The 26,449-nt window shown below is 38.9% G+C and carries 27 protein-coding genes; 16 read left to right on the forward strand and 11 right to left on the reverse strand.

What is annotated here, in order from left to right; all coding sequences use genetic code 11:
- Positions 1-78 precede the first annotated feature (78 nt).
- On the forward strand, positions 79-897 hold the full coding sequence (locus IE199_RS17185; RefSeq protein WP_189773020.1) for a class II glutamine amidotransferase: 819 nt from the start codon (positions 79-81) through the stop codon (positions 895-897).
- Between the two features lie 4 nt (positions 898-901).
- Here the strand turns inward: IE199_RS17185 and IE199_RS17190 are convergent, their stop codons facing one another.
- Genes IE199_RS17190 through purM form a run of 3 tightly spaced genes read right to left on the reverse strand, consistent with a single transcriptional unit; the run spans position 902 to position 3,380 of the window.
- Positions 902-1,663 (reverse strand): DUF3108 domain-containing protein, encoded by a 762-nt coding sequence (locus IE199_RS17190; protein ID WP_189773022.1) that lies wholly within the window; start codon positions 1,661-1,663, stop codon positions 902-904.
- An 18-nt stretch (positions 1,664-1,681) separates the two neighbouring features.
- The gene (gene purN / locus IE199_RS17195) at positions 1,682-2,326 is read right to left on the reverse strand and encodes a phosphoribosylglycinamide formyltransferase (RefSeq protein ID WP_189773024.1); all 645 of its coding nucleotides are present in this window, start codon (positions 2,324-2,326) and stop codon (positions 1,682-1,684) included.
- A gap of 7 nt (positions 2,327-2,333) precedes the next feature.
- On the reverse strand, positions 2,334-3,380 hold the full coding sequence (gene purM / locus IE199_RS17200) for a phosphoribosylformylglycinamidine cyclo-ligase (RefSeq protein ID WP_189773026.1): 1,047 nt from the start codon (positions 3,378-3,380) through the stop codon (positions 2,334-2,336).
- Between the two features lie 169 nt (positions 3,381-3,549).
- On the opposite strand from purM, the gene IE199_RS17205 reads away from it, so the two are divergent.
- Both IE199_RS17205 and hda read left to right on the forward strand, forming a co-directional pair.
- Entirely contained in the window at positions 3,550-4,689 is a 1,140-nt protein-coding gene (locus IE199_RS17205; RefSeq protein WP_189773028.1) for a DUF2066 domain-containing protein, read from the forward strand.
- Positions 4,686-5,408 (forward strand): DnaA regulatory inactivator Hda, encoded by a 723-nt coding sequence (gene hda / locus IE199_RS17210; RefSeq protein WP_189773030.1) that lies wholly within the window; start codon positions 4,686-4,688, stop codon positions 5,406-5,408. Before IE199_RS17205 ends, hda begins: the two co-directional genes overlap by 4 nt.
- Here the strand turns inward: hda and IE199_RS17215 are convergent.
- The 5 genes from IE199_RS17215 to IE199_RS17235 form a co-directional block, all read right to left on the reverse strand.
- Positions 5,405-7,387 carry a hypothetical protein gene (locus IE199_RS17215; RefSeq protein WP_189773032.1) on the reverse strand — a complete coding sequence of 661 codons (1,983 nt, stop codon included), beginning with the start codon at positions 7,385-7,387 and terminating at the stop codon, positions 5,405-5,407. The genes hda and IE199_RS17215 overlap by 4 nt on opposite strands.
- Before the next feature lie 79 nt (positions 7,388-7,466).
- Complete coding sequence (locus IE199_RS17220) at positions 7,467-7,856, reverse strand: DUF2069 domain-containing protein (RefSeq protein WP_189773034.1); 390 nt, start codon at positions 7,854-7,856, stop codon at positions 7,467-7,469.
- A 7-nt stretch (positions 7,857-7,863) separates the two neighbouring features.
- Positions 7,864-8,202 (reverse strand): arsenate reductase (glutaredoxin), encoded by a 339-nt coding sequence (gene arsC / locus IE199_RS17225; protein ID WP_189773036.1) that lies wholly within the window; start codon positions 8,200-8,202, stop codon positions 7,864-7,866.
- A gap of 7 nt (positions 8,203-8,209) precedes the next feature.
- The gene (bepA, locus tag IE199_RS17230; RefSeq protein ID WP_229854800.1) at positions 8,210-9,673 is read right to left on the reverse strand and encodes a beta-barrel assembly-enhancing protease; all 1,464 of its coding nucleotides are present in this window, start codon (positions 9,671-9,673) and stop codon (positions 8,210-8,212) included.
- Positions 9,674-9,695: 22 nt separating this feature from the next.
- On the reverse strand, positions 9,696-10,313 hold the full coding sequence (locus IE199_RS17235; RefSeq protein WP_189773038.1) for a hypothetical protein: 618 nt from the start codon (positions 10,311-10,313) through the stop codon (positions 9,696-9,698).
- A 98-nt stretch (positions 10,314-10,411) separates the two neighbouring features.
- Here IE199_RS17235 and IE199_RS17240 point away from each other — a divergent pair, with 98 nt between their 5' ends.
- Both IE199_RS17240 and IE199_RS17245 read left to right on the forward strand, forming a co-directional pair.
- Positions 10,412-10,636 carry a sulfurtransferase TusA family protein gene (locus IE199_RS17240; RefSeq protein WP_189773040.1) on the forward strand — a complete coding sequence of 75 codons (225 nt, stop codon included), beginning with the start codon at positions 10,412-10,414 and terminating at the stop codon, positions 10,634-10,636.
- A gap of 3 nt (positions 10,637-10,639) precedes the next feature.
- Complete coding sequence (locus IE199_RS17245) at positions 10,640-11,713, forward strand: AI-2E family transporter (protein ID WP_189773042.1); 1,074 nt, start codon at positions 10,640-10,642, stop codon at positions 11,711-11,713.
- Between the two features lie 56 nt (positions 11,714-11,769).
- On the opposite strand, the gene bcp is transcribed toward IE199_RS17245, so the two are convergent.
- Together bcp and IE199_RS17255 are read right to left on the reverse strand one after the other, a co-directional pair.
- Entirely contained in the window at positions 11,770-12,246 is a 477-nt protein-coding gene (gene bcp / locus IE199_RS17250; protein ID WP_189773044.1) for a thioredoxin-dependent thiol peroxidase, read from the reverse strand.
- A 14-nt stretch (positions 12,247-12,260) separates the two neighbouring features.
- Entirely contained in the window at positions 12,261-12,788 is a 528-nt protein-coding gene (locus IE199_RS17255; RefSeq protein WP_189773046.1) for a glycine cleavage system transcriptional repressor, read from the reverse strand.
- 360 nt (positions 12,789-13,148) lie between these two features.
- Here IE199_RS17255 and bamC point away from each other — a divergent pair, with 360 nt between their 5' ends.
- Positions 13,149-14,237 (forward strand): NlpB/DapX family lipoprotein, encoded by a 1,089-nt coding sequence (gene bamC, locus IE199_RS17260; protein ID WP_189773048.1) that lies wholly within the window; start codon positions 13,149-13,151, stop codon positions 14,235-14,237.
- Between the two features lie 149 nt (positions 14,238-14,386).
- Here the strand turns inward: bamC and IE199_RS17265 are convergent, their stop codons facing one another.
- On the reverse strand, positions 14,387-15,709 hold the full coding sequence (locus tag IE199_RS17265) for a Na+/H+ antiporter NhaC family protein (RefSeq protein ID WP_229854801.1): 1,323 nt from the start codon (positions 15,707-15,709) through the stop codon (positions 14,387-14,389).
- A gap of 248 nt (positions 15,710-15,957) precedes the next feature.
- On the opposite strand from IE199_RS17265, the gene bamJ reads away from it, so the two are divergent.
- From bamJ to IE199_RS17315, 10 genes are all read left to right on the forward strand, one after another.
- Positions 15,958-16,581, forward strand: coding sequence for a BamJ family beta-barrel-assembly machinery protein (gene bamJ / locus IE199_RS17270; protein WP_189773050.1), 624 nt, complete (start codon positions 15,958-15,960; stop codon positions 16,579-16,581).
- Between the two features lie 49 nt (positions 16,582-16,630).
- A complete protein-coding gene (locus IE199_RS17275; RefSeq protein WP_189773051.1) occupies positions 16,631-17,065 on the forward strand; it encodes a DUF6841 family protein in 435 nt (144 codons plus the stop codon).
- A 20-nt stretch (positions 17,066-17,085) separates the two neighbouring features.
- Positions 17,086-17,889 (forward strand): 4-hydroxy-tetrahydrodipicolinate reductase, encoded by an 804-nt coding sequence (dapB, locus tag IE199_RS17280; RefSeq protein WP_189773053.1) that lies wholly within the window; start codon positions 17,086-17,088, stop codon positions 17,887-17,889.
- 242 nt (positions 17,890-18,131) lie between these two features.
- Positions 18,132-19,259: a glutamine-hydrolyzing carbamoyl-phosphate synthase small subunit gene (gene carA / locus IE199_RS17285; protein ID WP_189773061.1), complete on the forward strand. Its 1,128-nt coding sequence runs from the start codon at positions 18,132-18,134 to the stop codon at positions 19,257-19,259.
- 23 nt (positions 19,260-19,282) lie between these two features.
- The gene (carB, locus tag IE199_RS17290) at positions 19,283-22,504 is read left to right on the forward strand and encodes a carbamoyl-phosphate synthase large subunit (RefSeq protein ID WP_189773069.1); all 3,222 of its coding nucleotides are present in this window, start codon (positions 19,283-19,285) and stop codon (positions 22,502-22,504) included.
- 111 nt (positions 22,505-22,615) lie between these two features.
- Positions 22,616-23,092, forward strand: coding sequence for a transcription elongation factor GreA (gene greA / locus IE199_RS17295; protein WP_189773071.1), 477 nt, complete (start codon positions 22,616-22,618; stop codon positions 23,090-23,092).
- A gap of 227 nt (positions 23,093-23,319) precedes the next feature.
- Entirely contained in the window at positions 23,320-24,735 is a 1,416-nt protein-coding gene (locus IE199_RS17300) for a COG3014 family protein (RefSeq protein WP_189773074.1), read from the forward strand.
- A 10-nt stretch (positions 24,736-24,745) separates the two neighbouring features.
- The gene (locus tag IE199_RS17305) at positions 24,746-25,189 is read left to right on the forward strand and encodes a YcfL family putative periplasmic lipoprotein (protein WP_189773076.1); all 444 of its coding nucleotides are present in this window, start codon (positions 24,746-24,748) and stop codon (positions 25,187-25,189) included.
- 13 nt (positions 25,190-25,202) lie between these two features.
- Positions 25,203-25,805 (forward strand): penicillin-binding protein activator LpoB, encoded by a 603-nt coding sequence (gene lpoB / locus IE199_RS17310; RefSeq protein ID WP_189773078.1) that lies wholly within the window; start codon positions 25,203-25,205, stop codon positions 25,803-25,805.
- A 17-nt stretch (positions 25,806-25,822) separates the two neighbouring features.
- Positions 25,823-26,293 (forward strand): outer membrane lipoprotein, encoded by a 471-nt coding sequence (locus IE199_RS17315; RefSeq protein ID WP_189773080.1) that lies wholly within the window; start codon positions 25,823-25,825, stop codon positions 26,291-26,293.
- The last annotated feature ends 156 nt before the right edge of the window (positions 26,294-26,449 follow it).

Below are 26,449 nucleotides of genomic sequence, written 5' to 3' on the forward strand. Positions count from 1 at the left end.
TAAGTCGATAGGCATTGCTTAATATTGCCAATAACATGTTACAATTACTATAGATTTTGCCTATTCAATGTACTTTATATGTGTGAATTACTGGCGATGAGCGCCAACGTGCCAACAGATATTTGTTTTAGTTTTTCTGGTTTAATGCAACGTGGGGGCAATACGGGCCCGCACAAAGACGGCTGGGGTATTACTTTTTATGAAGGGAAAGGGTGTCGTAGTTTTAAAGATCCTTTGCCTAGCGCACATTCGCCAATTGCTGAGTTGGTGACTAATTATCCAATAAAAAGTGAAGCGGTCGTTTGTCATATTAGGCAAGCTAACTCAGGTGCTGTTTGTTTGGAAAATACTCACCCGTTTGTCAGACAAATGTGGGGAAAGAACTGGACCTACGCACATAATGGTCAGTTAGCTGATCACTTAACACAACTTAAAATTAAATATCATATTCCCATTGGCACAACAGATAGTGAACACGCATTTTGCTGGATTTTAGATCAACTTCATATTGAGTTTGCTGAAAAAGAGCCTGATGAAAAGGTGTTATTTAGTTACGTTGCCAAATTATGTGAACGTATTAATCAACTTGGTGTGTTTAATTTGATTTTAAGCGACGGTGATCATCTATTTGCATATTGTTCAAACAACCTTCATTGGATTACGCGTAAAGCACCTTTTGGTGAAGCGAGTTTGATTGACGCAGAAATGTGTGTAGATTTTCAACAAGTGACGACTGCTAACGACATAGTGACTGTAATTGCAACACGCCCGTTAACTAACGATGAATCTTGGCACAAAATGTCTTGCGGTCAGTGGCACTTGTTTAAGTTGGGCGTGTCAATAGCTTGCGGGCAAACAGAAGCAGAAGAGCGTATCCCTCCTGCTCAAACTTTCTAGAAGGTTAGTTGTTTTCTGGAGTAGCTTGGTTAAATGATACTTTGTTTAGCTGAGCTTCAAATTGCTCGTTGCCACTTTTTGCTTGATAGAGTTTTACCAATAAAAAGTTTAGCTCTGGTGCAAACCAAGCGTAGGTAACACGTTTTTTCTCTAAAACTTCACGCTTTAATCTAATCGTTTTTACTAATCCGTATGGCAGCATAATATCTTCTTCGCCGTCATACTGATAAACATAATTTTTCACGCTACCAGATGTAGAAATTACAGGATAAACAAAGTGCTTTTGATTAGGGTTAGCAATAAGGTCTAATCGATTTTGTAAATGGTAGCTTAATTTGTCTTGGATATTCTTTGGAAATTTTATTGAAATAGATTTGTTTTTTTCTACATCCGTTGCAGTATTCTTTTCAATATCATAACGCCATTCGTTTGATTTATCCTTCCCCGTGCCTTCACGAGTGTATATGTAACGGCTAGGCGTCGCTTGGCCATTATTTAATTGAATAAATGATTCTTCATGGCGTTTATCTGAAAAAATTAACCATTCTATATCTGTTGTATAGCTGTAATGGGCAGAGCCATCTGGTAAATACTTTAACTCTCTAACACCTGTTCCGACAGGTGAGGATTTGTGTAAAATAGTATACTCTGCTTTAAAAGATGGTAACTCTATGCTTTTTGTAGTTTCTTTCACTGCTTGTTCTTGCGCAAAAGCAGGTATAGAGAGTAAATAAATACCAGTACAGTAACATAGAGTTTTGATCATAATTCCACCAAATTGTTGTTATTCTTCACTTGCATAACCTGAGACAGGTAACACCGTATTATCAAGCCAGGCCTTGTCATTTTCCATTTTTAAACGACCAGAGCAAAACCAGCTCACTACCAGTGGATAGATTCTATGCTCTTGCTCGTGCACACGCTGAGCCAATAGCTCGGCAGTGTCTTCTGGAAAAACAGGCACTTTAGCTTGCAAAATAACGGGACCGCCATCAAGCTCTTCTGTAACAAAATGAACACTGACACCATGGGTATCATCGCCAGCGTCAATCGCACGCTGGTGTGTGTTCAGCCCTTGATACTTTGGCAACAAAGATGGGTGAATGTTCAATAATTTTCCTGAAAAAGTGTTAACAAAGTTTTCAGTCAAGATTCGCATAAATCCAGCAAGGACAATCAAGTCTGGTTGATAACCATTAATCATCTCTATTAATGCATTGTCGTATTCTTCACGTGATGCAAACGATTTATGTGATAAAACGCTATGTGGAATTGCAGCATTTTCAGCGCGAACAAGTCCATAAGCATCGGCTTTATTGGAGATAACGCCAATAACGTCACCGGGATATTGTGACTCTTGGCTTGCGTCAATAATTGCCTGCAAGTTAGAGCCACTGCCCGATATTAAAACGAGGATTCGAGCACCCATTTAGGTTTTATTCCTCGTTAATGATTACTTGATCAGCGCCATCATTGCGTTCAGCGATTTCGCCGATGTGCCAAGCGTTTTCGCCGTTATCTTTTAAGATAGCTAAACTTTGTTCAACTTGATCAGCTGGTACTACGATGATCATGCCAACACCACAGTTAAATGTTCTGTACATTTCATGTGTTGTGATATTACCGTTTTCCTGTAACCAGTTAAAAATAACCGGCCATTGCCAAGAGTTACCTTTAATTACAGCTTGTGCACTTTCAGGTAAAACACGTGGAATATTTTCCCAGAAACCACCGCCAGTAATATGAGATAACGCGTGAACATCAACTTGTTTTAGAAGCTCCAATACAGACTTAACATAGATTTTCGTTGGTTCTAATAAGTGATCACCAATTGATTTATCATCTAAAAGTTCATTGGTATCAGTGTTGTTTACTTCAAGAACTTTACGAATTAAAGAGTAACCATTTGAATGTGCGCCTGAAGAACCTAAAGCGATTAACTGGTCGCCAGCAGCTACTTTGCTGCCATCTAAAATGCGTGACTTTTCGGCAACACCAACACAGAAACCAGCAATGTCATAATCGCCTGCGTGGTACATACCGGGCATTTCAGCCGTTTCGCCACCAACTAGTGCACAGTTTGATTGAACACAACCTTCAGCGATACCTTCTACGACTGAAGAAGCCACGGCAACATCTAATTTAGCTGTTGCGTAGTAATCTAAGAAGAATAATGGCTCAGCACCTTGCACAATAAGATCGTTTACACACATTGCCACTAAATCAATACCAACGGTATCGTGTTTATTTAAATCAATAGCTAAGCGAAGTTTTGTACCAACGCCGTCAGTACCTGCTACTAATACAGGTTCTTTGTAACCTGTTGGTAGTTGACACACAGAGCCAAAACCACCTAAGCCACCCATTACTTCTGGGCGTGTTGTACGTTTTACCGCACCTTTAATGTTTTCAACAAGTGCATTACCTGCATCAATATCAACACCTGCATCTTTATAACTTAGTGATTGTTTTTGCTCACTCACGGGCGAAACCTCATATGTACCGTTAATTTAGTGGCCGTTTAAACACGGCGCGAAAAGTGTGCGTATTCTACCAGTGCAAAAGCTTGCTGAGAATCTTTTCGCAAAATTTTTTTTAGCTCGCTTGATTTAGGCATGCCGCACTTTTATGACTTATGGTAAGATAATGGTTATGAAAATAATCTCTTCATTTTTGACAATGCGCAATTGGTATATTTATTTATTGAGCTTACTGGGTTTATTCGCGGCAAATAATGCATTTGCCGTTGAAGTTGTCGACCTTTATACAGCAAGTGTAAACGTCCCGTCACAACGTGCAGAACACCGTGAATCCGCGGCTAAAGAAGCGCTAGATCTTGTGTTTGTTAAAGTTTCTGGTCAGCAAAATGCGTTGCAAAATAGTTACCTCAAAGATGAGCGACGTAAATATTCTGCTTATATTGATAATTTTCGATACGAGCGCAAGCAACAACAGATCAAATTAGTGATCACCTTCAATGAAAATAAGATAAACAATTCACTCGTTGAAGCTGGTTTGCCTATATGGGGGAGTTTAAGACCTCAATTGGTGCTCTGGTTAATTGAAGAGCAGGGGTTACAAAGAATCATTGTTGGTGCTAATGAGCAATCAGCTATGGTGGACGAAATTAAACAAGTTAACAAAAATAGAGGTTTGCCTATTGTAATGCCGCTGATGGATTTGGAAGATAATCAGCAAATTCAAACGGCAGATGTTTGGGGGCGTTTTACATCTCCAATACGATACGCTTCAATGCGCTACTCTCCAGAGGCAATCGTTACTGTTCGTGTTTCTGATAATAGTTTGTTATCAGCTGAACAACTCACTGCGCAAGAACAATGTTTTGACGTTTGTGCTCCCCAATTTGCGCTAGATTGGAGTTTTGTTTCAATGACTTCTTATGAGAGTATTCAAGAGTTTAGCGAAACTTACTATGGCGACTCCAAAGAAGGGTTAATAAATAAGGCTTTGGGCGACATAGCCGATATGTTAGCGCAACAATATGCGTTGCAAGCCAATGTTAATAGAGAATATTTGGTAGATATTGGCAATGTAGACTCTATGGCCAAATATGCGCAAATCAGCAAGTTTTTAGCTGAACTTTCTTCTGTTCAGGCGGTTAAATTAGTTAATGCTAAGGGGCAAAACCGCCGTTTTAGTTTATCTTTGTTAGGAACAGAACAAGCATTTTTGGACTCATTAAAACTTCATAAAGCTTTACGACGATTTTATGATCCGTTAGATCCAGCGTCTAAACAAGGCGTGCCGTTGTTCTATTGGGAACCCAAGTGACGCAGACTTCACAATTAACTTTATCTATACAATTACCTGATGATGAAACATTTGATAGTTATCAATCTGATACTAATGATGCGGAATTGAGGTTATTAAGTGGTTTCATCGCACAGCAGCAATTGCTGACTTCAGTCATTCACGGTTTTTATTTATTTGGTGGCCGAGGTGTTGGTAAGTCCCACTTATTACACGCTAGTTGTGTTTATGCCAATCAGTTAAATATGACAGCAGTATGTTTATCATTTAGCGAGTATGAAAATTTATCTGTTGATATGTTAGATGGCTTAGAAGCTATCGATGTTGTTTGCCTAGATGATATTCACTTAGTTCTGCACGATGCTCAATGGCAACGAGCAATATTTGATTTGTATAATCGCATTATTGAGCAAAATAAGCGTTTAATTTTGTCTGGTGACAGGGCAGTTGTTGAATTGTCTGTATCTTTACCTGACCTCGCTTCAAGGTTGAGTTGGGGCTATGTTGCCCAGCTAAAACCGTTATCTGATGAAGAAAAACTTATCGCTATTCAATACCGAGCACAGCAACGTGGATTATTGATTGGTGATGACGTTGCTCGCTTTATGATGGCTCGACTTGATAGAGACATGACAAGTTTGATTAAAGCGCTCGATTTACTAGATAAAGAATCAATAAGGGAACAGCGACGCATCACTATTCCCTTTATTAAAGAAGTTTTATTAACCAATCAAGATTAATAGATAAACTTACGTGCAGTATGTGGGGTTCTGCCATCAACAGGAATTAACTTACTGTTTGTTGCTTTAGCTTGTTTTAAAAGTTTTTTCGCCACACTTGTATTCTTAGCTGGGCTTTGTGATGCAACTTGAATACTGTTACGCCATGTTTTGTTTGCATCTAACAATGTAGGTTGCGGTAAATTAGCAATGATGCCGGTCGCATCAGTGAATTCTGGCAAAATGCGATTCGAGACAAACTCAACACGTGGTCTTATCCAATTCTCACCAAATCTACCGCGTTGACCCCAAGCGATTTGATGATACTCTTGGTCACTTACTGCAACATCTCGGTCGATGTTATAACGTACTTTCATCATAAAGCCGTCAAACAGCATGGCATAGTCTTCACGTGTTGAACTGTAGTTGTAAAAAGCAGTGGCACCCTCTACTTTAAACATATTCGCGACATCGCTCATTGTATAGGCTTTTTGAGTTTCATTAGCCGTAACCCCCTGGAAGCGTACTTGACCTAGTTTAGTCATTTCACTCTTATCGTTTGCGTCTTCAGAATCCCAATTAGGGTCTAAGGGGGTAAAACGTTGTAAGTCATCAGATTGAATAGCTTTGTTATTAAACAAAGCGTTTACATGACTTAAGAAAGTTGTATTCGAATTTTCTGTTGCATTCCAAGCTGTTGATGGGAAATAGTCATTCGCATGCGCAAGCTCATGGTAAAGTAGTGAAGCGAAATCATACAGCGAATCTGAAAGTTCACGATCTAGTCGTTCACTAATTGGAAAGTAGTAACTAGCGTAGTCATTATCTTTTACATAGCGTGAAGGGATTTCAAATTGCAGTGAACTACCAAAGCCAGCGCGATAATCTGGTGCTTGGTTAATGGTATCTCGCTGTGCAGGTGTTACCCATAAATCACTTGGATCTAAGTAAATTGCACCCGTATATGGATGGTAGAAGGAAGGTCTGACATCGTATGACAATACAATAGCAGTGGTTGCTCTTAATAAATTTTTAAAATCATGATGTTCATTATCATAAGTTTCAAGGAATTTTTTAAACTGATCACCCATCCATTTATGTGATACCACAACGCGATCCATAATTTGATCAACAGTAGGTGTACCGTCTACTTCGTGTGCAATCAGTGGTGTTTGATTAAAGTTACAAGAATTAGCATAACTAGCGGCGTTAGAGTAAACACAGTCTATTAGCTTTTGACCCGCTGGTGAGTCAGCGTTATATAAAAATACATTGGTAACACGATCCGTAAATGGGTAGCGAGTTCTGTCGGAAGGGACATTCTTACTACTCTGTTCGATTAATACCGTAACTTCATCTGAAACATCTTCACCATTGGCTTTCCCTGACACTTTAAACTTTACAATAGTATCTTTATCTACAGAAGGTGCATCAAAAAAGATGGCAGATTTACCATTCGTATCACTGTCGGTTAAAGTTACTGAAGGGCCACCTGTTTGCTGCCAAGTTAGAGAAGATAATGTAACACTATTATCTTCAATTTTTTTGTTAGCAAAAGCGATTAGTGATACACCATTTCCTTCAACGACAGCGTGACCAAGTCTTGCGACTAAGCGATGAGCGGTATCTTGAACATCAAAACTTATCGACAGTGTCTTGCCTGCGCCAGATTGAGAAAATTTAACATCAAAACTATAACTTCCTGCTTGTTCAGGTGTAAAACCAACAACCTTACTATTGGCGGCGTAAAATTCCAATTCTGGACCGGATGTTTGTGTCCATTGAACGTTGTTTACTTCATAATCGGGAGAGAATAATACTAACTCTGTCGCCTGACCAATTGATATCGAACTTTCAGTTTGTAAGATGCTTGGTTCTGCTTTTGCAGGAGTGGTCGGGGTAGGTGTAGTAGGAGTTGGCTTTGCAGAAGATGAACTGCCTCCGCCGCCACATGCTGACAACGCTAGTGCTAGCGACATAGTAATTATTGTTTTTTTCATCACATATTGTACCAGTTGAATTAAAGTACTGTGATATTAACATGACTGTTAACCAGTTGTTAACAGTCATGTGTGTTTTTTAGCTTTTCTTCTTTTTTCTAATGCTTAAGCCAAGCTCTTGGCCTCGGTACTTAGCATAATAGGTACCCGATACAAACATCATGGTGGCAAAGAGCAATTCTAAACTTGCCCATAGAATATCTGATTCAGACACCCAGACTGTGGTTAGGCCATGTAAAAAATACCACATAACTATAAAATTCGACCAAGCGAAGGTGTAAGGGTTTCCTTTCACTAAGCCTTTTAGTGGAAAAAGCAAAGGTAAGGTGAAGAAAATTAAATTAGTAATGGGTGACAAACCGTCTGACGGATTAATCACGATTAACCATAGTGGCATATAAACTAACAATGAAAAATAGCCAGCTAAGGCTATTTTTTTATGTGTTTGAGTAGAAAATGTTCTCTTCATCTGTATCTTAAATAAGGCTTAGTACGTTCTCTGGAGGGCGTCCAATAACAGCTTTGTCGCCTTTGACTACGATAGGACGTTCAATCAATTTGGGCGTGTTAACCATTGCATCGATTAATGTATCGTTATCGGCGCCTTTCAAGTTTTGCTCCTTAAACTCATCTTCTTTTATACGCATCATTTCAATTGGCTCGACAGATAAAGCTTTTAACAACGCTTCAATTTGTCCACGAGTTAGAGGCGTTTTAAGATATTCGATAACCTCAACTTGTTGGCCATTTTCTTCTAATAGTTGAAGTGTTTGTCTGCTTTTTGAACATCTTGGGTTGTGATAAATAGTTAACATAGTTTTCCTAGTTTGCTAAACGTTTAAGTTTTTCATCTTGTTCTTGAAATTGAATTATTCGGGCTTTAATACGCTTTTTGATCAGTGGTTGGTCATCGGCAAAGTTATACCCAGTTTGCAGCTCGTCAACTGCGCGTGTAAAGCCACCAAGTAGTGCGTATACCTCTGCTTGGGTAATATGCATCAGTGCCACCTTACCTTGTTTGCGATAAATATCAGTCAATAAGTCATGCGCCAACAAATATTGAGGATTTAAAATGATAAAATCTTGTAATACTGTTGCTGCTAGCTCGTATGACCCTGATTTATAAAGGGCATTGGCATAGTTTAAAGCAACTACCTTGTTATTTGGCATAAGCTTGTTCAAGCGACTTAACATAGTTAAAGCTTTATCAAACTGTTCTGTGTTGATATAGATATCTGTCAAAACGTCGGCATAAAATAAATTATTTGGAGCAGACTTTTGCAGGCGTAACAAAATATCTTCAGATTTCCTATAATCTTTGTTTTCAAAATAAGCAACCGCTAGAGCATATTCTGCGGCTTCGATAAATGTATAGTGGTTTTTCTCTATTCGATACTGAAAATGTTTTATATTTTCTTTGGCGTCGCCTTGGTAACGTGCTTCTATTCTCGCTTTTGCCAAATGGAAGGGGAGATTAGGTGCAACTTGTTTTTGTGGATAAATTTGTGCTCTAGCCCTAACATCAGTTATCCGAGCTTCTGGTAATGGGTGGGTCAATAACATGGCTGGCGGCTTACTAACATAGCGATATTTCTCTGCCATTTTTCCAAAAAACTGCGGAGCCCCCATTGGGTCAAAACCGCTGTCAGCTAGTAATCTTATACCAACACGATCAGCTTCTTTTTCATTACCTCTTGTGTAATTTATACTGGCCTGTTGGCTAGCTGCCATACTTGTACTAAGTGCAGCCATACCTACAGTAGGATTAACAATTGTTAGCAATACGCCTGAAATTAGCCCAGCCATGGTAAGTGACTGAGATTGACTTTGTGCTTCTATTCTTCTTGCGAGATGTCGCTGAGTTACGTGTGAAATTTCGTGAGCAACAACTGACGCTAATTCACTTTCCGTGGATGCTGTTGTTAACAAACCAGTATGTATGCCAATATTTCCACCAAAAAAAGCAAAGGCATTTAACTCTCTATTATTAACAAGGAAAAAGTTAAATTTGTAGTGAACGTTATCGGCATTTCGTACCATACGATTACCTAGGTCGTTAATGTATTCTTCTAACACAGGATCATTAACAACAGGTTGAGTTGCCATGATTTGTCGCATCATGGCATCGCCAATTTGTCGCTCTTTTTCGATAGACAACACACTTGCACCCGCCGCGCCAATGGTGGGTAGTTTATTTCTATCGGTGCTTTGACTCGCACTTAAAAGAGGAATATGTAAAGCAATCGAAAGTGTAAATGCTGTTATCCATGGTTTGGATTTAAACAATGTAGTATCCGTAAATAATATCTTAATTAGTAAACAGTTCTTGGTAATTCCCGCTATTTTTTCTAGCGTTTAATTCTTTGCAAAACTGTGCAACGTTATATCCTATGACGTCAACAATCTCAAATGATTCACCCAAACGACCAATTAATTCATTAATTTTAACATGGGCAAATTTAATCAATGCAAGATCTGCTTCATCGGCATTTCTAAAGGCATAACTAATGAAATTTACTAAATTTTTTACTCTAAACAACATTTGCATTGTTTCTGGTGTCCAATGAATAAATGGACAATCAGGAGATTCATGCAGAGCATAATGTACCCGCTCTCCATTAACCATCGGAAAGCAATGAAGCTCGTACGACTCTTCATTGTATACGTGTTTTAAAGTTATTTGCGGTTTAACTTTAACTTGTAAATTCCCTTTACTGTCTTGATATGCTCCCAATAACTTTAGATTCCAATGGTTCACATTTAGAACAGTTCGAAATGCACTTTCAAATCCGTGCTTTAGAATGCCGTCTAGCTCACTTAGCGCATAATAAGACATCTGGAAAATCGCAGGGACTTCGCCCCAAGTAATTTTCTTTTTTAACGCTCCAATTTGTTTTAAGTCTGATGCTAGTGAAGTATCTACCATTTAACTACTTCCTTAGAATAAATAATATCTTCTCGGTTATTGTAATCAATTGTCGCAAATTAGATAATCAAACGAAAGTAAAGTTATGTATTTTCCTAATGATTTATCGGTATGATGGCGCTAGTGATAGATGTCCTGTTCCATTAGTGCAAACGCGCTTATTATTGAAAAAAATGGACAAAACAGACAGTTGTATTGTTATTTTAAAAGACTCTGGCTCAACAAGGGATATTCCAAAATATTTAACAGAGAAAGGTTATTATTTTACTTCCACATCACATGACGACGGTTGTGTTGAACTTCATATAACAATAGGTAAGTGACGTATGGTTTCGTTTATTTCTCAGTGGTACAAACAAAAATTTTCAGATCCACAAGCCGTAACGCTTGCAATTATTCTATTAATTGCATTTTTGAGCGTTTATTTTCTTAGTAGCTTGTTAATGCCTGTGTTTGTCGCGATTACTTTGGCTTTTTTGCTTGACTTGCCAGTTAACCGTTTATCGAATTTAGGACTGGGGCGAACATGGGCAACAGTGATTGTAGTAACTATGTTTGTCGGTTTGTCGCTGTTTGCTATGTTGGGCCTTTTGCCAACCATTTGGCAACAGACGAGTAATTTAGTCCAGGAAGCGCCTACTTGGTTTGCCCAAGGGCAAACTTATCTGATGACGTTACCGGAAAAGTATCCAGAGTTAATACAAAAAGAGCAAATTCAATCATTAATTAGTGTTGTCAGTGACAAATTTATTGAATGGGGCCAAGTCGTTGTTCAAGCTTCATTAAACTCAATCTCTGATTTAGTTGCTTTATTGATATACTTGATCCTTGTACCAATCATGATGTTTTTCTTTTTAAAAGATAAAAAGGAGCTAATATCTAGCCTAGCGTCATATTTACCAAAAGAACGCAAAATGGCCGCTCAAGTTGGTGATGAAATGAATCAACAAATAATGAACTATATTCGTGGAAAGGTGATTGAGATTATTATCATAGGGGCGGTTTCAACCGTTACCTTTATATTTTTAGATCTTAATTACGCTGTTCTTTTAGGGGTTTTGGTTGGTTTATCGGTATTAGTCCCTTATGTCGGTGCAACCTTAGTGACTCTTCCTGTAATGTTAGTTGCGTTATTTCAATGGGGCATAGGACCTGAATTTGGTTATGTGATGCTTGCTTACGGCATTATTCAAGCACTAGATGGCAATCTACTTGTACCATTATTGTTTTCTGAAGCGGTTAACTTACACCCAGTGACAATTATCATCGCGGTTATTTTGTTTGGCGGCTTATGGGGATTTTGGGGTGTGTTTTTTGCAATACCTTTAGCTACACTAGTTAAAGCCGTGTTAAATGCGTGGCCCAGCGTAGAGCATTTAGAAGAACTACAAAGCAAGTAGCCGAAAGTTATGATAAAAAAAAGCAGCTTATCGCTGCTTTTTTTATCATTTAAATTTTAAGAGTTAAGCTCTTTTAACACTTCTAAAACAACGTCATGATGATTTTTGGTTTTAAACTTATCAAATACATGGATAATTTTTCCGTCTAAACCAATTAAAAAACTTAAGCGATGGATACCGTCGTATTCTTTACCCATAAACTTTTTAAGGCCCCAAACACCAAAGTCATCAGCAACCTTGTGATCTTCATCAGACAATAGAGTAAAGTTTAATTCATCACGTTCACAAAACTTTTTTAAACGCTTAGGCGCATCAGGGCTGATACCAAAAACCACAACGTTTTCGTTGTCTAGTGCTGATTTACTATCGCGTAAGCCTTGTGCTTGAACAGTACAACCCGGCGTCATTGCTTTTGGATAGAAATAAACTAACACTAATTTTTTACCAATGTAGTCTGCTAGGTTAACGGCGTTTTCGTTTTCATCCAATAAGGTAAATTGCGGAGCTGCATCTCCAACTGATAGTGTATTCATGGGAATTTATCCTTTTATAATGAAGTCTTTGTTGCTTTTGTTATACGGCCTTGAACATCGATCTGTTCACATAATGCGAAATATTCTTTTTCAAGTTCTTCTATCGACATTTCATCATTCAATGCAATATGAATCATGGCACTTGTTTGATTATTTTCAGGGTTGATTTCTGATTTTAAAGAAGAAATGTCAATGTTGCGGGTCGCAAAGAATGCCGTAACCGCCTTTAGGACACCCGGTTGGTCAATACCTGCATATTCAACTTGATAATGATCATTAAAGTCTTGAACTTTGTAATCAGACGTACGTTTCATCATGGTGATGAGCTCACGTTTGATGGCTACAGCAGGGAGTTTACTCTCCAGTTGATTGATGGATTTAGCTGAACCTTGAAGTAGCATGATCATGGTAAACTCTAAACCAAATATTGCCATTCTGCTGTCCACAATGTTACAACCACATTCAGTTGCCAGCTTAGTTAAATTACTAACGCTACCAGTTCGATCTGGGCCCATTACGGTAAGCACAAGGTATTGCGACATGTTTATCCTACATATACAGAAAAGGGGCGACATTGTAGCTTAATTCTGAGTTGCTTGCATCCTATCATAATGTGCATGAATTAAAATTAAGGTTAATTATTGGTGCTTTACGTTTGCACGCAAGAAAAATACTCTGACTTTGCTGATGGAAAGCTAGGCGGTGGCCTATTAAAGCTTGTACTTTATTTATCTAGGGATAAAGGCTAGCTCAAAAGCATATTATTCCTTGAGTTTGCAAACAGGCCACAGTACCATGTAGCGCAAATATAAGAATATAAAATGAACTTTGTTTTAGGCAAGGTATCTATGAATTCACTTGATTAAATCAAGTAATGTTCAAGTGAATAGTCAGGAGTATTAATGAACCGTAAGTTTTTTTATTTTTCACTGGTAGCAATTGCTATTTCAGGCTGTAGTAACACAAATAAAAAACAAGCTATTGGTGACTTTGAGTATGCCGAAAAGCAAGAAGCAAAAAATCTAACTATTCCGCAAGGTATGAAAGCCCCTAAACGCTACGATGATTATGCTATTTCTAACGATATTAATCATCAGGGGCCTGTAGGAGAAAATGTCGACGTTCGTGCTCCTTCTCTGGTTTTACCAGTAGCGGCTTCTACTCGTGTTGAATCTACAAATTCAGAAGCAAAAATATGGTTTGATCAAGCCCTTGATGATGTTGAACTTAAATCCTTTTTGTTGACTGCGCTTGAAGAACAGCTAGCAGGTGATGGCGTAACTCTTGACGTGATTGATGCTGAAAATGGCATTTATGAATCTCAATGGTATAACGTAACCAAAGAATCGGGTTGGTTGTTTAAAGATGTAACATCACAAGAAAACTACAGATATCGTTATACATTTGAATCAAAACCGCACGGGCGCAGTGTCGCTTTAATGGTGTCATTGGTTGACTATATAAAAACTGATGAACAGGGTAAGTCATCTGATATCGATCTCATTGATAAGCAGCGAGCAGAAATTGCAATGCTTAATGAAATTGTTTCTCAAGTTGATTACAAGTATCGTAAACAAGCCAAAGAAAATCGTTTATTGCGAGCTAATCAAAAATTAGTTTCTATCGGTGAGAATGCCGACAATCAACCAGCTTATATCGTTGAAATGGAAATTGATTTACTTTGGTCAAACATGCCTATCTTTTTTGAAGATCATGGGTTCACTGTTTCTGATTTAAATGAGTCGAAGAAAATTTATTACGTTGACTTTGTTAAACCAAATATTGGGCTTTGGGATATGCTCTGGGGCGATGAAGTTCCTGTCATTGAGCTAGATGATGATAAATATCAATTTATCTTGCAAAGCCATGGTGAAGGTGATGAACAAACTTCTGTCACTATTTTAGATAAAGACGGAAACCCACTATCGTCACAAGTACTAAATGCAATATTTGAAGTAGTTGAACCAGGTTTATCATTTAGAGGTTTATAGAGCTGCTGACAAAGCTTTATTTAGTGAGAACTCCACGTTTTAATTTGCACAATTTTGTAAATAACGGTTGTGGGTTGTTAAAATTAAACTAAATAAAATGTAGATAAAAAAATCCCCGTCAATTGACGGGGATTTTTGTTTTTAATCGTTTAGTTTTTGGTAATTCGCCAAAAGGCAATTATTGCAACAACAAAAAGAATCATCGGATAAAAAGCGTAACTCACAACGTCGATTGGGGAAATTTTTAAGGTAGTCCCTAACAGTAATGCTTGAGCACCATAGGGTAATAAACCCTGATTAATACAGGCAAAAATGTCGAGTAAGCTGGCAGAATGTGCTGGTGATAGATCTCCATCGTTAGCCAGGTCTTTAGCCGTATCACCCGTGACAATAATAGAGACTGTATTATTAGCTGTAAAAAAGTTACATAAAAATGCCAAGCTACCAATTCCCAGTCCTGCTGCTCTTTTATGATTATTTGGGTTAAGCTTTCTAGCGAATTTTTCAATAAAAGCAGTCAGGGCAGATAACCCTCCTTGCTGTTTGATAAGCTCACTCAAACCACCGATAAATAGTGCCAAAATAAACAGGTCCTGCATATTAGCAAAGCCTTGATTTACGTCCTTTACCCAAGTGGACAAATCATATGCCTGTTGCCACATACCTACACCAGCAGCGAGTATAATACCTATTAACAGTACCAAAAATACATTTAACCCACTCAGAGCTAACACTAAGATAACTATGTAAGGTAGTAAACCAATCACGTTAAGCTCTTCGGCTGATATTTCTGGCATAGTGACACCCATGCTGGAAAAAATAACGACACAGACTAAAGCCGCAGGCACAGCAAATTTAAAGTTCACTTTGAACTTGTCTTTCATATGTGCCCCTTGAGAGCGGGTAGATGCGATAGTGGTATCTGAAATAATTGATAAATTATCACCAAAAATAGCACCCGAAATAATGACCCCAGCGATAAGACTGGCATCAATCCCTGTATTTTCTGTAAAACCGAGCGCAATAGGTGCTATCGCCGCGATTGTCCCCATGGAAGTGCCCATAGCAGTTGAAATAAAAGCGGCAACTAAAAATAGTCCAGGTAAAAGCAAATAGTCAGGAAATAGCGATAATCCTAATTGTACACTTGCATCAACACTACCTGTTGCTTTGGCCACTGTGGCAAAAGCACCTGCTAGCAAATAGATAATGCACATGGTGATAATATTGGGATGGCCAGCGCCATTGATGAATTGAGAAATCTGCTCAGTAGTCGATTTCTTTCCTAACCAAATAGCAAATATTATGGCTGGAATGATGGCGATACTGGCTGGCAACTGATAAAAAGCAAAGTCGACACCTTGCAATGTTAGGACAATACCTGTACCTAAAAATAGGCCGAGAAACACGGCAAATGGCAATAAACTCAACAGGTTGGCTTTAGGTTGAGTAGCGTTTTTTTGGTCTATCATGTTTTAATTTTGTGTTGATTACGCTAAAGGTTTCACAATAAAGCGTTTTAAATAAAAGTCCACGATTATATCACGTTAACTTAGAGCACTTCACACTAAGGAGCAAATTTTAAGCAAAGATAAAAATGAATAGCATATGTAAAATTCTATTGAATCGACACTACAGTCGAGCGCCTACTTATGCTATGATTTGCGCCAATTTTAAATAGCATAATCTAATTAATAGATTTCAGTGTAAAGTGAGTGATATGTCTGAAAAACAATTCGAAACAATTGAACAGCGTGTAAGCTACGGTGTAGGTCGTCAACTAGGTGATCAATTACGTAATAACCCATTTAAAGAGTTTGATGTTACTGCTGTACAAGCAGGTCTAGCAGATGCATTAGCTGGTGCTGAAAGCCAAGTATCTGATGCAGATCTAAACGAAGCTTTTTCAGTAGTTTCTAAAAAGTTACAAGAGCAAGAGCAAGCCGCTGCTAAAGAAAAATCAGCTGAAGGTGAAGCTTATTTAGCAGAAAATGCTAAGCGTGAAGAAATCACTGTTTTAGAGTCTGGATTACAATACGAAGTAATCACTCAAGGTGACGGTGAAAAGCCTACTGCTCAAAGCACTGTTCGCACACACTACCACGGTACATTCATTAATGGTGACGTTTTTGATAGCTCTTATGATCGTGGTCAACCTGCAGAGTTTCCTGTGGGCGGTGTAATCAAAGGTTGGACTGAAGCACTTCAATTGATGCCTGTCGGTTCAAAATGGCGTTTACATATTCCTTATCACTTAGCTTATGGAGAGCGTGGTTCTCACGGTGCAATTCCTCCATATGCAGCGTTAGTATTTGACGTTGAGCTGTTGGACATTATTAGCTAATAGCATTGAAAAGCCGGGTTGTCCCCGGCTTTTTTATACGGATTATTAAATGACTGATCATCAAGCTATCACCAATTTGTTTGCATCTTATCTCGCCGCATTTAAGCGAGCTGATAAAGCTGCCATAAGTAATACTTACTTTTTGCCGTGTTCGTTAAGTACACCAACTGAGGTTAAGTTTATTCGCCAGTCAATGGAGCTTGACGAGGTTATTACAGAAATATTGAAGCAGATCGAGCAATCACAAACACAGAATATTGATATTTGCTCATTAAGTTACGAGCAGCTTAATACAAACCAATACATTGCCTGCGCGCATTGGCAATTTAAAAACCATGATAAGCAAATTTTTGCAGATTTCTGTGCGTTTTATCACATTGAGATAAAACAAGATAAAGTTGCATTTAGGCATGTGATTTCACATGAAAATGACCAACTGAAAACCTTTGTTAACACAATTGAAATAACAGATTTATACAAATAAAAAACGAGAATTCGATAAACATGACGATAAAAGTTGCAATTTTGGGCTGTAGTGGCCGAATGGGTAGAAATTTAATACAAGCAGCGCATGAACATGACAGCATTTCCCTCGTGGGAGGCAGTGTGCGCTCCAACTCTTCATTTAACCAAATTGACTTAGGTGAACTTGCTGCGATTGGTAAAATAAACTTGCATGCCACCAGTGAATTAGATGCCTTACTTGCCGCTGATGTGTTTATAGACTTTACTTCTATTGAATCAACATTTGAGCATTTAGCCTGGTGTAAAGCGCATAACAAAGCAATTGTTATTGGAACGACTGGCTTTAATGCAGAAGAAATAGAGCGGATTCAAGCTTTTGCTAGTGATATTCCAGTAATTTTAGCTCCCAATACCAGTATTGGTGTTAATTTGATGTTTAAGTTACTAGAGATGACGGCCAAGGCGATTGGTAATGATACCGATATTGAAATTTTTGAAGCACATCATCGCTTTAAGAAAGATGCCCCATCCGGTACTGCGATGAAAATGGGGCAGGTGATTGCTGATACATTAGGGCGCGACTTAGATAAAGTAGCTGTATATGGTCGAGAAGGTATCACTGAAGAGCGTGCCAAAGACACCATAGGTTTTGCAACCGTTAGAGCAGGCGATATCGTCGGTGAGCACACTGCGTTCTTTGCTGACTTGGGTGAAAGAATTGAAATAACACATAAGGCGTCAACCCGCATGACCTTTGCTGTTGGGGCAATGCGAGCTGCAACTTGGTTAAGTAAAGCAAAGCCTGGCTTTTATGATATGCAGGATGTTTTAGGCTTAAAATAAATAATGACAATTTTGAGAAAATTGTTGTTTTTGAGGCTTTAACGTGAAAAACGACTTTAAAGTCTAATTTTTATAAATTTAGGCTTTACGTTTATATAAGATAAGCGTAAAATGCGCGGAATTTGTCTAAAATTTGCTATTTGCAGGCATTACGACGGATTATTGAACAACTTTCGCGCTTAATTTACACCAAGTAGAGCTTGGTTAACATTAAGATTTATTTCTTCTTTTCGGAGGTTAAATTGACTAAATCTGCCATTTTAGTGCTGGAAGACGGCACAATATTTAAGGGCACCGCTATTGGTGCAGAAGGGGCGGCCGTCGGTGAAGTAGTTTTTAATACTTCAATGACTGGTTACCAAGAAATACTAACAGACCCCTCATATGCAGAACAAATTATCACCCTTACATATCCTCACATTGGCAATACTGGTACAAACTCGGAAGATGAAGAGTCTGGTACAATTTGGGCTAAAGGTTTGGTAATAAGAGACCTACCTTTGCTAGCCAGTAATTTCAGAAATGAAATGTCACTTTCTGACTATTTGGTCAAAAATAATATCGTTGGTATCGCCGACATTGATACGCGCAAATTAACTCGTGTTTTACGTGAGAAAGGTGCGCAAAATGGTTGTATTATCGCTGGCGATAATTTAGATGAAGCCCTTGCATTGTCTAACGCTAAAGAATTTCCTGGTTTAAAAGGTATGGACTTAGCGAAAGTTGTTTCTACCTCTGAAAGTTATCAATGGACCGAAGGAAGTTGGCAATTAGGAGAAGGTCATGTTTCTCCAGAAAAGTTAGATTTTCACGTAGTTGCATATGATTTTGGTGCCAAACGTAATATTTTGCGTATGTTAGTTGATCGTGGCTGTCGCTTGACGGTTGTGCCTGCTCAAACCTCAGCGGAAGAAGTGTTAGCACTAAATCCCGACGGTATTTTTCTATCAAATGGACCTGGAGACCCAGAACCATGTGATTATGCAATAACAGCAATCAAAACATTTTTAGACACAGATATTCCAATTTTTGGTATTTGTTTAGGACACCAATTACTAGGTTTAGCAAGTGGTGCAAAAACAATCAAAATGAAATTTGGTCATCATGGTGCTAACCATCCGGTAAAAGATTTTGACCGTAACGTGGTAATGATCACCTCGCAAAACCATGGTTTTGCCGTTGATGAAGATACACTGCCAGATAATTTAAAAACGACACATAAGTCGCTATTTGATGGTTCTTTACAGGGTATCCATCGTACTGACAAACCAGCGTTTAGTTTCCAAGGCCATCCAGAAGCTAGTCCAGGTCCACATGATGCAGCGCCATTGTTTGACCACTTTATTGATTTAATCAAAGCACGTAAATAACAGGATTAGGAGATTTAAACACTATGCCAAAACGTACTGACATAAAAAGTATCTTAATCTTAGGTGCTGGTCCAATTGTAATCGGTCAGGCTTGTGAGTTTGACTATTCAGGTGCTCAAGCTTGTAAAGCACTTAGAGAAGAAGGTTACCGAGTTATATTGGTTAACTCTAATCCGGCAACTATCATGACTGACCCTGAAATGGCTGATGCAACATACATTGAGCCAATTCACTGGGAAGTAGTAAGAAACATTATTGAAAAAGAGCGCCCAGACGCTGTTTTACCAACAATGGGTGGCCAAACCGCACTTAACTGTGCATTAGACCTTGAACGCCATGGTGTGCTCAAAGAGTTTAATGTTGAAATGATTGGTGCAACTGCTGACGCTATCGATAAAGCAGAAGATCGTAACCGTTTCGATAAAGCGATGAAAAACATCGGTCTTGAAACACCTAGAGCGGAAATTGCACATACATTAGATGAAGCATTAGCCACTTCAGAGCGCATTGGTTTCCCTTGTATCATTCGCCCTTCATTTACTATGGGTGGCACGGGTGGCGGTATCGCTTATAACCGTGAAGAATTTGTTGAAATCTGTACTCGTGGTTTAGATTTGTCACCAACAAACGAATTGTTAATTGATGAGTCACTAATTGGTTGGAAAGAATACGAAATGGAAGTTGTTCGTGATAAAAACGACAACTGTATTATCGTCTGTTCAATCGAAAACTTTGACCCAATGGGCATACACACGGGTGACTCAATTACTGTGGCACCAGCTCAAACGCTAACGGACAAAGAATACCAAATCATGCGTAACGCTTCTTTGGCGGTATTGCGTGAAATCGGTGTTGAAACTGGTGGTTCAAACGTACAATTTGGTGTAAATCCAGATAACGGTCGTGTGGTTATTATTGAAATGAACCCACGTGTATCTCGTTCTTCTGCTCTTGCTTCAAAAGCAACGGGTTTCCCAATTGCGAAAATCGCAGCTAAGTTAGCTGTTGGTTATACCCTTGACGAATTATCAAATGACATTACTGGTGGTGCTACACCGGCTTCATTTGAGCCAACAATTGATTATGTCGTTACTAAGATCCCACGCTTTAACTTTGAGAAGTTTGCAGGCTCTGAAGATCGTCTAACCACACAAATGAAGTCAGTTGGTGAGGTGATGGCTATTGGTCGTAACCAACAAGAATCAATGCAAAAAGCACTTCGTGGCTTAGAAGTTGGTGCTACTGGTTTTGATCCACAAGTTGATGTGACACAACCAGGTGCTAAAACAAAAATCATGCATGAGCTTCAAGAAGCTGGTGCTGACCGTATTTGGTATGTTGCCGACGCATTTAGACTGGGTTTAACAGTAGATGACGTATTTCGTTTAACCAAAATTGATCGTTGGTTCCTAGTACAAATTGAAGACATTGTATTAGAAGAAAAGAACGTTGCCGAAGTAGGCATGGCTGGCTTAAACGACGAATACTTACGTCGCCTTAAGCGCAAAGGTTTTGCCGATGCAAGACTTGCAGACATTATTGGTGTCAGCGAAGCTGAAATTCGTAAAAAGCGTCATAACGCGGAAATTTTCCCAGTTTACAAGCGTGTAGATACCTGTGCGGCAGAGTTTAGCTCTGATACGGCATACATGTATTCAAGTTACGATGAAGAATGTGAAGCTGCACCAACAGACAAAGACAAAATCATGATTTTAGGTGGTGGTCCAAACCGCATCGGTCAAGGTATTGAATTTGACTACTGTTGTGTACACGCGGCATTAGCGTTACGTGAAGACGGTTATGAAACTATCATGGTTAACTGTAACCCTGAGACGGTTTCAACTGATTACGACACATCTGATCGCCTATATTTCGAACCGATTACTTTTGAAGATGTACTAGAAATTGTACGTGTTGAAAAGCCAAAAGGGGTGATCGTTCAATACGGTGGTCAAACTCCACTTAAATTGGCAAGAGCACTAGAAGCTGCTGGTGTGCCAATTATTGGTACGTCACCAGATGCGATTGACCGTGCAGAAGACCGTGAACGCTTCCAACAAGCGGTTGAACGTCTTGGCTTATTACAACCTGAAAATGCAACGGTAACATCGTTAGAAGAAGCATTAGTAAAAGCAGAAACTATTGGTTTCCCATTGGTTGTTCGCCCGTCTTATGTATTGGGTGGTCGTGCAATGGAAATTGTTTACGACATTGAAGATTTACGTCGATACATGAACGAAGCGGTAAGTGTTTCTAACGAAGCACCAGTGCTACTTGACCATTTCTTAGATGATGCAATCGAAGTGGACATTGACGTGTTATGTGACGGCGAAAACGTTGTTGTAGGCGGTATCATGCAACACATTGAACAAGCAGGTGTTCACTCAGGTGACTCAGCATGTTCACTACCTGCATATAGCTTAAGCCAAGAAGTACAAGACGTAATGCGCAAACAAGTAACAGACTTAGCGTTTGAGCTAGGTGTTGTTGGCTTGATGAATACGCAAATGGCGGTTAAAGACGGTAAAGTATACTTAATCGAAGTTAACCCTCGTGCTGCACGTACAGTTCCTTTTGTATCAAAGGCAACTTCGGTTCCTTTAGCTAAAATCGGTGCTCGTGTTATGGCGGGTCAAAAACTCGCTGACCTTGGCATTACTAAAGAAACTATCCCACCATATTTCTCAGTGAAAGAAGTGGTCATTCCATTTAACAAGTTCCACGGTTGTGATCCGTTAGTTGGCCCAGAAATGCGCTCAACAGGTGAAGTAATGGGTGTAGGTAAAACTTTTGAAGAAGCCTACGCAAAAGCTAACCTAGGTGCTGGTGTTTCTGTCCCTAAATCAGGTAGAGCGCTAATTTCAGTTCGAAACAGTGACAAAGACCGTGTTGTTGAATTGGCGAAACAAATGGTTGAATTAGGTTACGACATTGATGCAACTCATGGCACAGCGGTTGTTTTGGGTGAAGCTAATATTCCTTGTCGACTAGTGAACAAAGTACACGAAGGTCGTCCTCACATTCTTGACAGAATTAAGAACAGTGAATATAGCTACATCATTAATACAACTGAAGGTCGCAAGGCGATTGAAGATTCAAAAGTATTACGTGGCGGTGCGTTAAGATATAAAGTTACTTATACAACGACGCTTAATGCAGCATTTGCTGCGTGTCAGGCCCACGCCGCTGACGACCGTAATACGGTTAGCTCAATCCAAGAATTGCATGCGCAATGTAAAGCGTAACTAAACTTTGTCGATTGATGACAGTTCTGTTAAGCTAATTGTCATTAAACAACAAAAAGTGAATAAATAAAGGTGGTTTCGACCACCTTTATCTTTTAGGAAAATGTGAAAATGAATCAATATCCGATGACGGTGCAAGGTGCCGATGCGTTACGTGATGAATTGAATTATCTGAAAAGTGTTCGCCGTCCAGAAATTATCGAAGCGATTGCTGAAGCCCGCGAACATGGCGATCTGAAAGAAAATGCCGAGTATCATGCTGCCCGTGAGCAACAAGGCTTTTGTGAAGGTCGTATTCAAGATATTGAAGGTAAACTGGGTAATGCACAAATTATTGATGTGTCAAAAATTCCAAATACAGGTAAAGTGATTTTTGGTGTTACTGTTACTTTGTTAAATATTGATACAGACGAAGAAGTGACTTATCAAATTGTTGGTGATGACGAAGCTGATATTAAAAACAATCGCATCTCAGTAAGCTCGCCAATCGCTCGCGGCCTTATTGGTAAAACGGTTGATTCTGAAGTAGAAATCAAAACCCCCGCTGGTGTTGTGGAATACGAAATTATTTCGGTTGAACACAAATAAAGCTATTCTTTAAAAACTCCCAACAGGGAGTTTTTTTTCGCCCAAATTTACAATTTTACTACACTTAACTACTTGCAATAAGTGACTAAGCTTTCTATTTTAATGGCCTTGTTCCTAAACGTTTTTGCGATAATGTTTAGGAATTTCATGGACAGTTATACCATGTTCAGTTTTAGTTAATTTTACCTTATTTACAATGCACCCTAGGTTAGGGGAACCGCAATAGAATGTCGTTAAAAAAAATAATTGTTAATGCTGTTTTGCTCTTTTTAACTGTTGGTTGCACATCGATGCGATTTAACGACTTTTTTATGGGGTATGCAGTGCAAATGAACGATGTGGTTACTCAGGTGAATATGGGCCAATTTGAACAAGCCAAATTACAAATGCCTGCATTTGACAGTGGTCACAATGCGTTTAATTTGTCCTTATTAGAGTTGGGGCGTTTAGCCTTCTTAATGGAAGATTGGCGACAAAGTCAGCAGCTTTTTGCTCAAGCATATAATGAGATTGAACAACAAAATCAAAAAGCAAAATTGCAGATAAGTCGTGGTGTTGAAAATTTATCTGCCGTGGTAAGTAATGATTCGGCGCTTAGTTATCGTATTCCTGCCTATGAGCAAACCATGTTACATAGCTATCAAGCACTAAACTATTTATTTCAACGTGATTTAGAAGGTGCCTTGGTTGAAGTTAGGCGGGCAAACTTAGTGCAAGAAACTGCATTAAAGCAGTACGAAAAACAATTGTTAGATGCCAAGGAATCGTTATTGGCCAAAGGGCTAGATTTACAATCGTTATATAGTTCGTACCCCAATATGGACGACACTATTGGTCAAATAAAAAATAGTTTTCAAAATGCGTTTACCTTTTATTTATCTGGTGTGCTTTATGAAGCAAATGGCGACCTAGACAGTGCATATATAGATTACAAACGCGCCATCGATATATTTCCTGACAACCTTTATTTGCAAAAAGATGTGATCAGACTGGCCAATCAGTTAGGCCGTAACGAAGAGAAAGAAAAATTTGAACAAAAGTTTGGTGTTGTGGAGCAAGTCAGCAATGCCAAACAGGCAGATGTAGTAGTATTTTTTGAGCAAGGTTTAGTTAACGCCAAGCAAGAGTTGGCCGTTAATTTACCTATTTTCACTCGACACAATGATATGCGCTTTTTCAGTTTTGCACTGCCAGCATATCAACAAAGTTCGTCTATGCTAACCTCGGTCAATATCAGCGTTGGTAATCAAGAGTTTCAAGCGGCATCAATTGTTAACTTATTAGCGCTTGCAAATCAAAGTTTAAAAGAACAATTACCCGAAATGGTCACTAGACAAGCGTTAAGAATTGTCGCAAAAGAAGAAATGCGCCGCAAAATGCAAAAAGAGGGGGGTGATGTCGGTAATATATTAGCAGGTCTATATAGTTTAGCTTCAGAACGTGCTGATACGCGTTCATGGTTAACGTTACCACACGATATTACCATGGCAAGATTTTCATTACCTGCTGGTAGTCATCAACTAGAATTTAATACGGGCTATCAGAGGATACCAATGCAAATTACTGCGCAAGCAAATAAAACTTTAATTGTCTATGTCAATAATATTGGCAATAAGATGACAAGCCACTACGTGGTTTTATAAGGAGAATTTAATGAACGCCATCGCTAAAGCTATTGTTATTTCAAGTGTTGTTGCACTGAGTTTGCAAGCGTGTCAAACACCACCGCCAATCACATCAGGAATTGGCGCGGAATCATTAACTAATGAAATTCCCCCTGCAACCTACCTTAAAGTTGATAATCCGGAATTGGCTGAACTGTTGACCATTAGTGATGTGAAAAATCGCTTAAATAACGGATTACTTGAAGTAAACACTGAGTTATCTAGTCAATATGAAAAGTCGTTAAAGTTACAATACCAGTTTCAATGGTTTGACCCAGAAGGTTTCGCCGTTGAAGCGGGAAAAAGGCCTTGGCAACCACTAGAGTTACATGGGTTTCAGTCAATTTCATTACAAGCAGTTGCGCCGAATAGCAGAGCAAAATCCTTTAAGGTTTACATTCGTCCAATGTCATCTAATGCTTATAAGTTTTAATTAAGGAATTATTATGAAAAATAAAAAAATATTAGCAACGTGCCTACTTACAATGATCATTTCAGCAGGCTGCGCACAAAAGTCAGTCGTAAGGTACGGTGACGCAACTGCAGTGGAAACAACCGATATAAACTTTGGCTCGACCGATCTTCAAAAAGTCGCAGCGGAAATGACTGATTCACTGTTACTGTCTCCGGTTGTTGGTACGATGACAAACAACAATCGTCCTATTGTATTTGTTGAGCGCATTAAAAATAAGACCAGTGAACATATTGATACCGAGTCGATTACAGATTCAATTTCTACTAGATTGTTGCGTTCTGGCAAGTTTAGGTTTGTTGATATGACACGTGTTGACGCAGCACGAGCGCAAATTGAATTTCAGCAAGATAGCGGCATGGTTGATCCAAGTAAAGCGATGCAGTTTGGTCAGCAAGTAGGTGCTGAATACATGCTTTATGGCAACCTTTCAAGCATTGTTAAGTCCAACAAAGATAAATCTGATGTTTATTATAAGTTTACTATTAGGCTGATGGACTTAAAAAGTGGCCTAGTTGAGTGGGCAGATGAAACTGAAATTCGTAAAACTCGTACTAAACAATCTGTTGGTTGGTAACGTACTAAGGATCAAGAATGAAACACCTAAGCCTAGTATTTATTTGCTTTGTACTTTTTGTTTTTCCTAGTCATTCATCTCAGTATGATAGAAATAAAGCAGTGCCTGTGGAAAAAGTACTTTTTGGAAAAATTGATTCTGTTAGAAATGTTACGGAAAGAGAGCTTATCGAAGATAGGCAATCTGGTTGGTCTACATTTGGTGGTGCAATCATTGGTGGTGCTATAGGTCATCAATTTGGTGGAGGAAGTGGTCAAGACATCGCCACTATTTTAGGCGCAATCATTGGCGCTTCTATTGCTGGAGATAAACAGCCAACTTATCGTGAAGTGACCATTGAGCTCATCGAACTGATGTTAACGGTTGAAAGCGGAGAACAGTTTATGGTGCTTCAACAAAAAGATCGTTCAATGCTGTTCAAGGCTGGTGATCAGGTTCGTATGATCTATTTAGCTGATGGCAGTGTCAGAATAGACAAAGTATTATAATTCTCACATAATTTGCCGCGTTTGCGGCATTTTTATCTTAGGGGTTGCGTAGCAACCAGAACACCACGGGCATGCCCGTGGATGAATGACTCCTTTGCCTGTATTCTATAGGGATGGAAGTTAACTTTTCGGCACATGCCGTATATAGAATTCAAT

It is taken from the genome of Thalassotalea marina (assembly GCF_014656435.1).
Lineage (GTDB): Bacteria > Pseudomonadota > Gammaproteobacteria > Enterobacterales > Alteromonadaceae > Thalassotalea_C > Thalassotalea_C marina.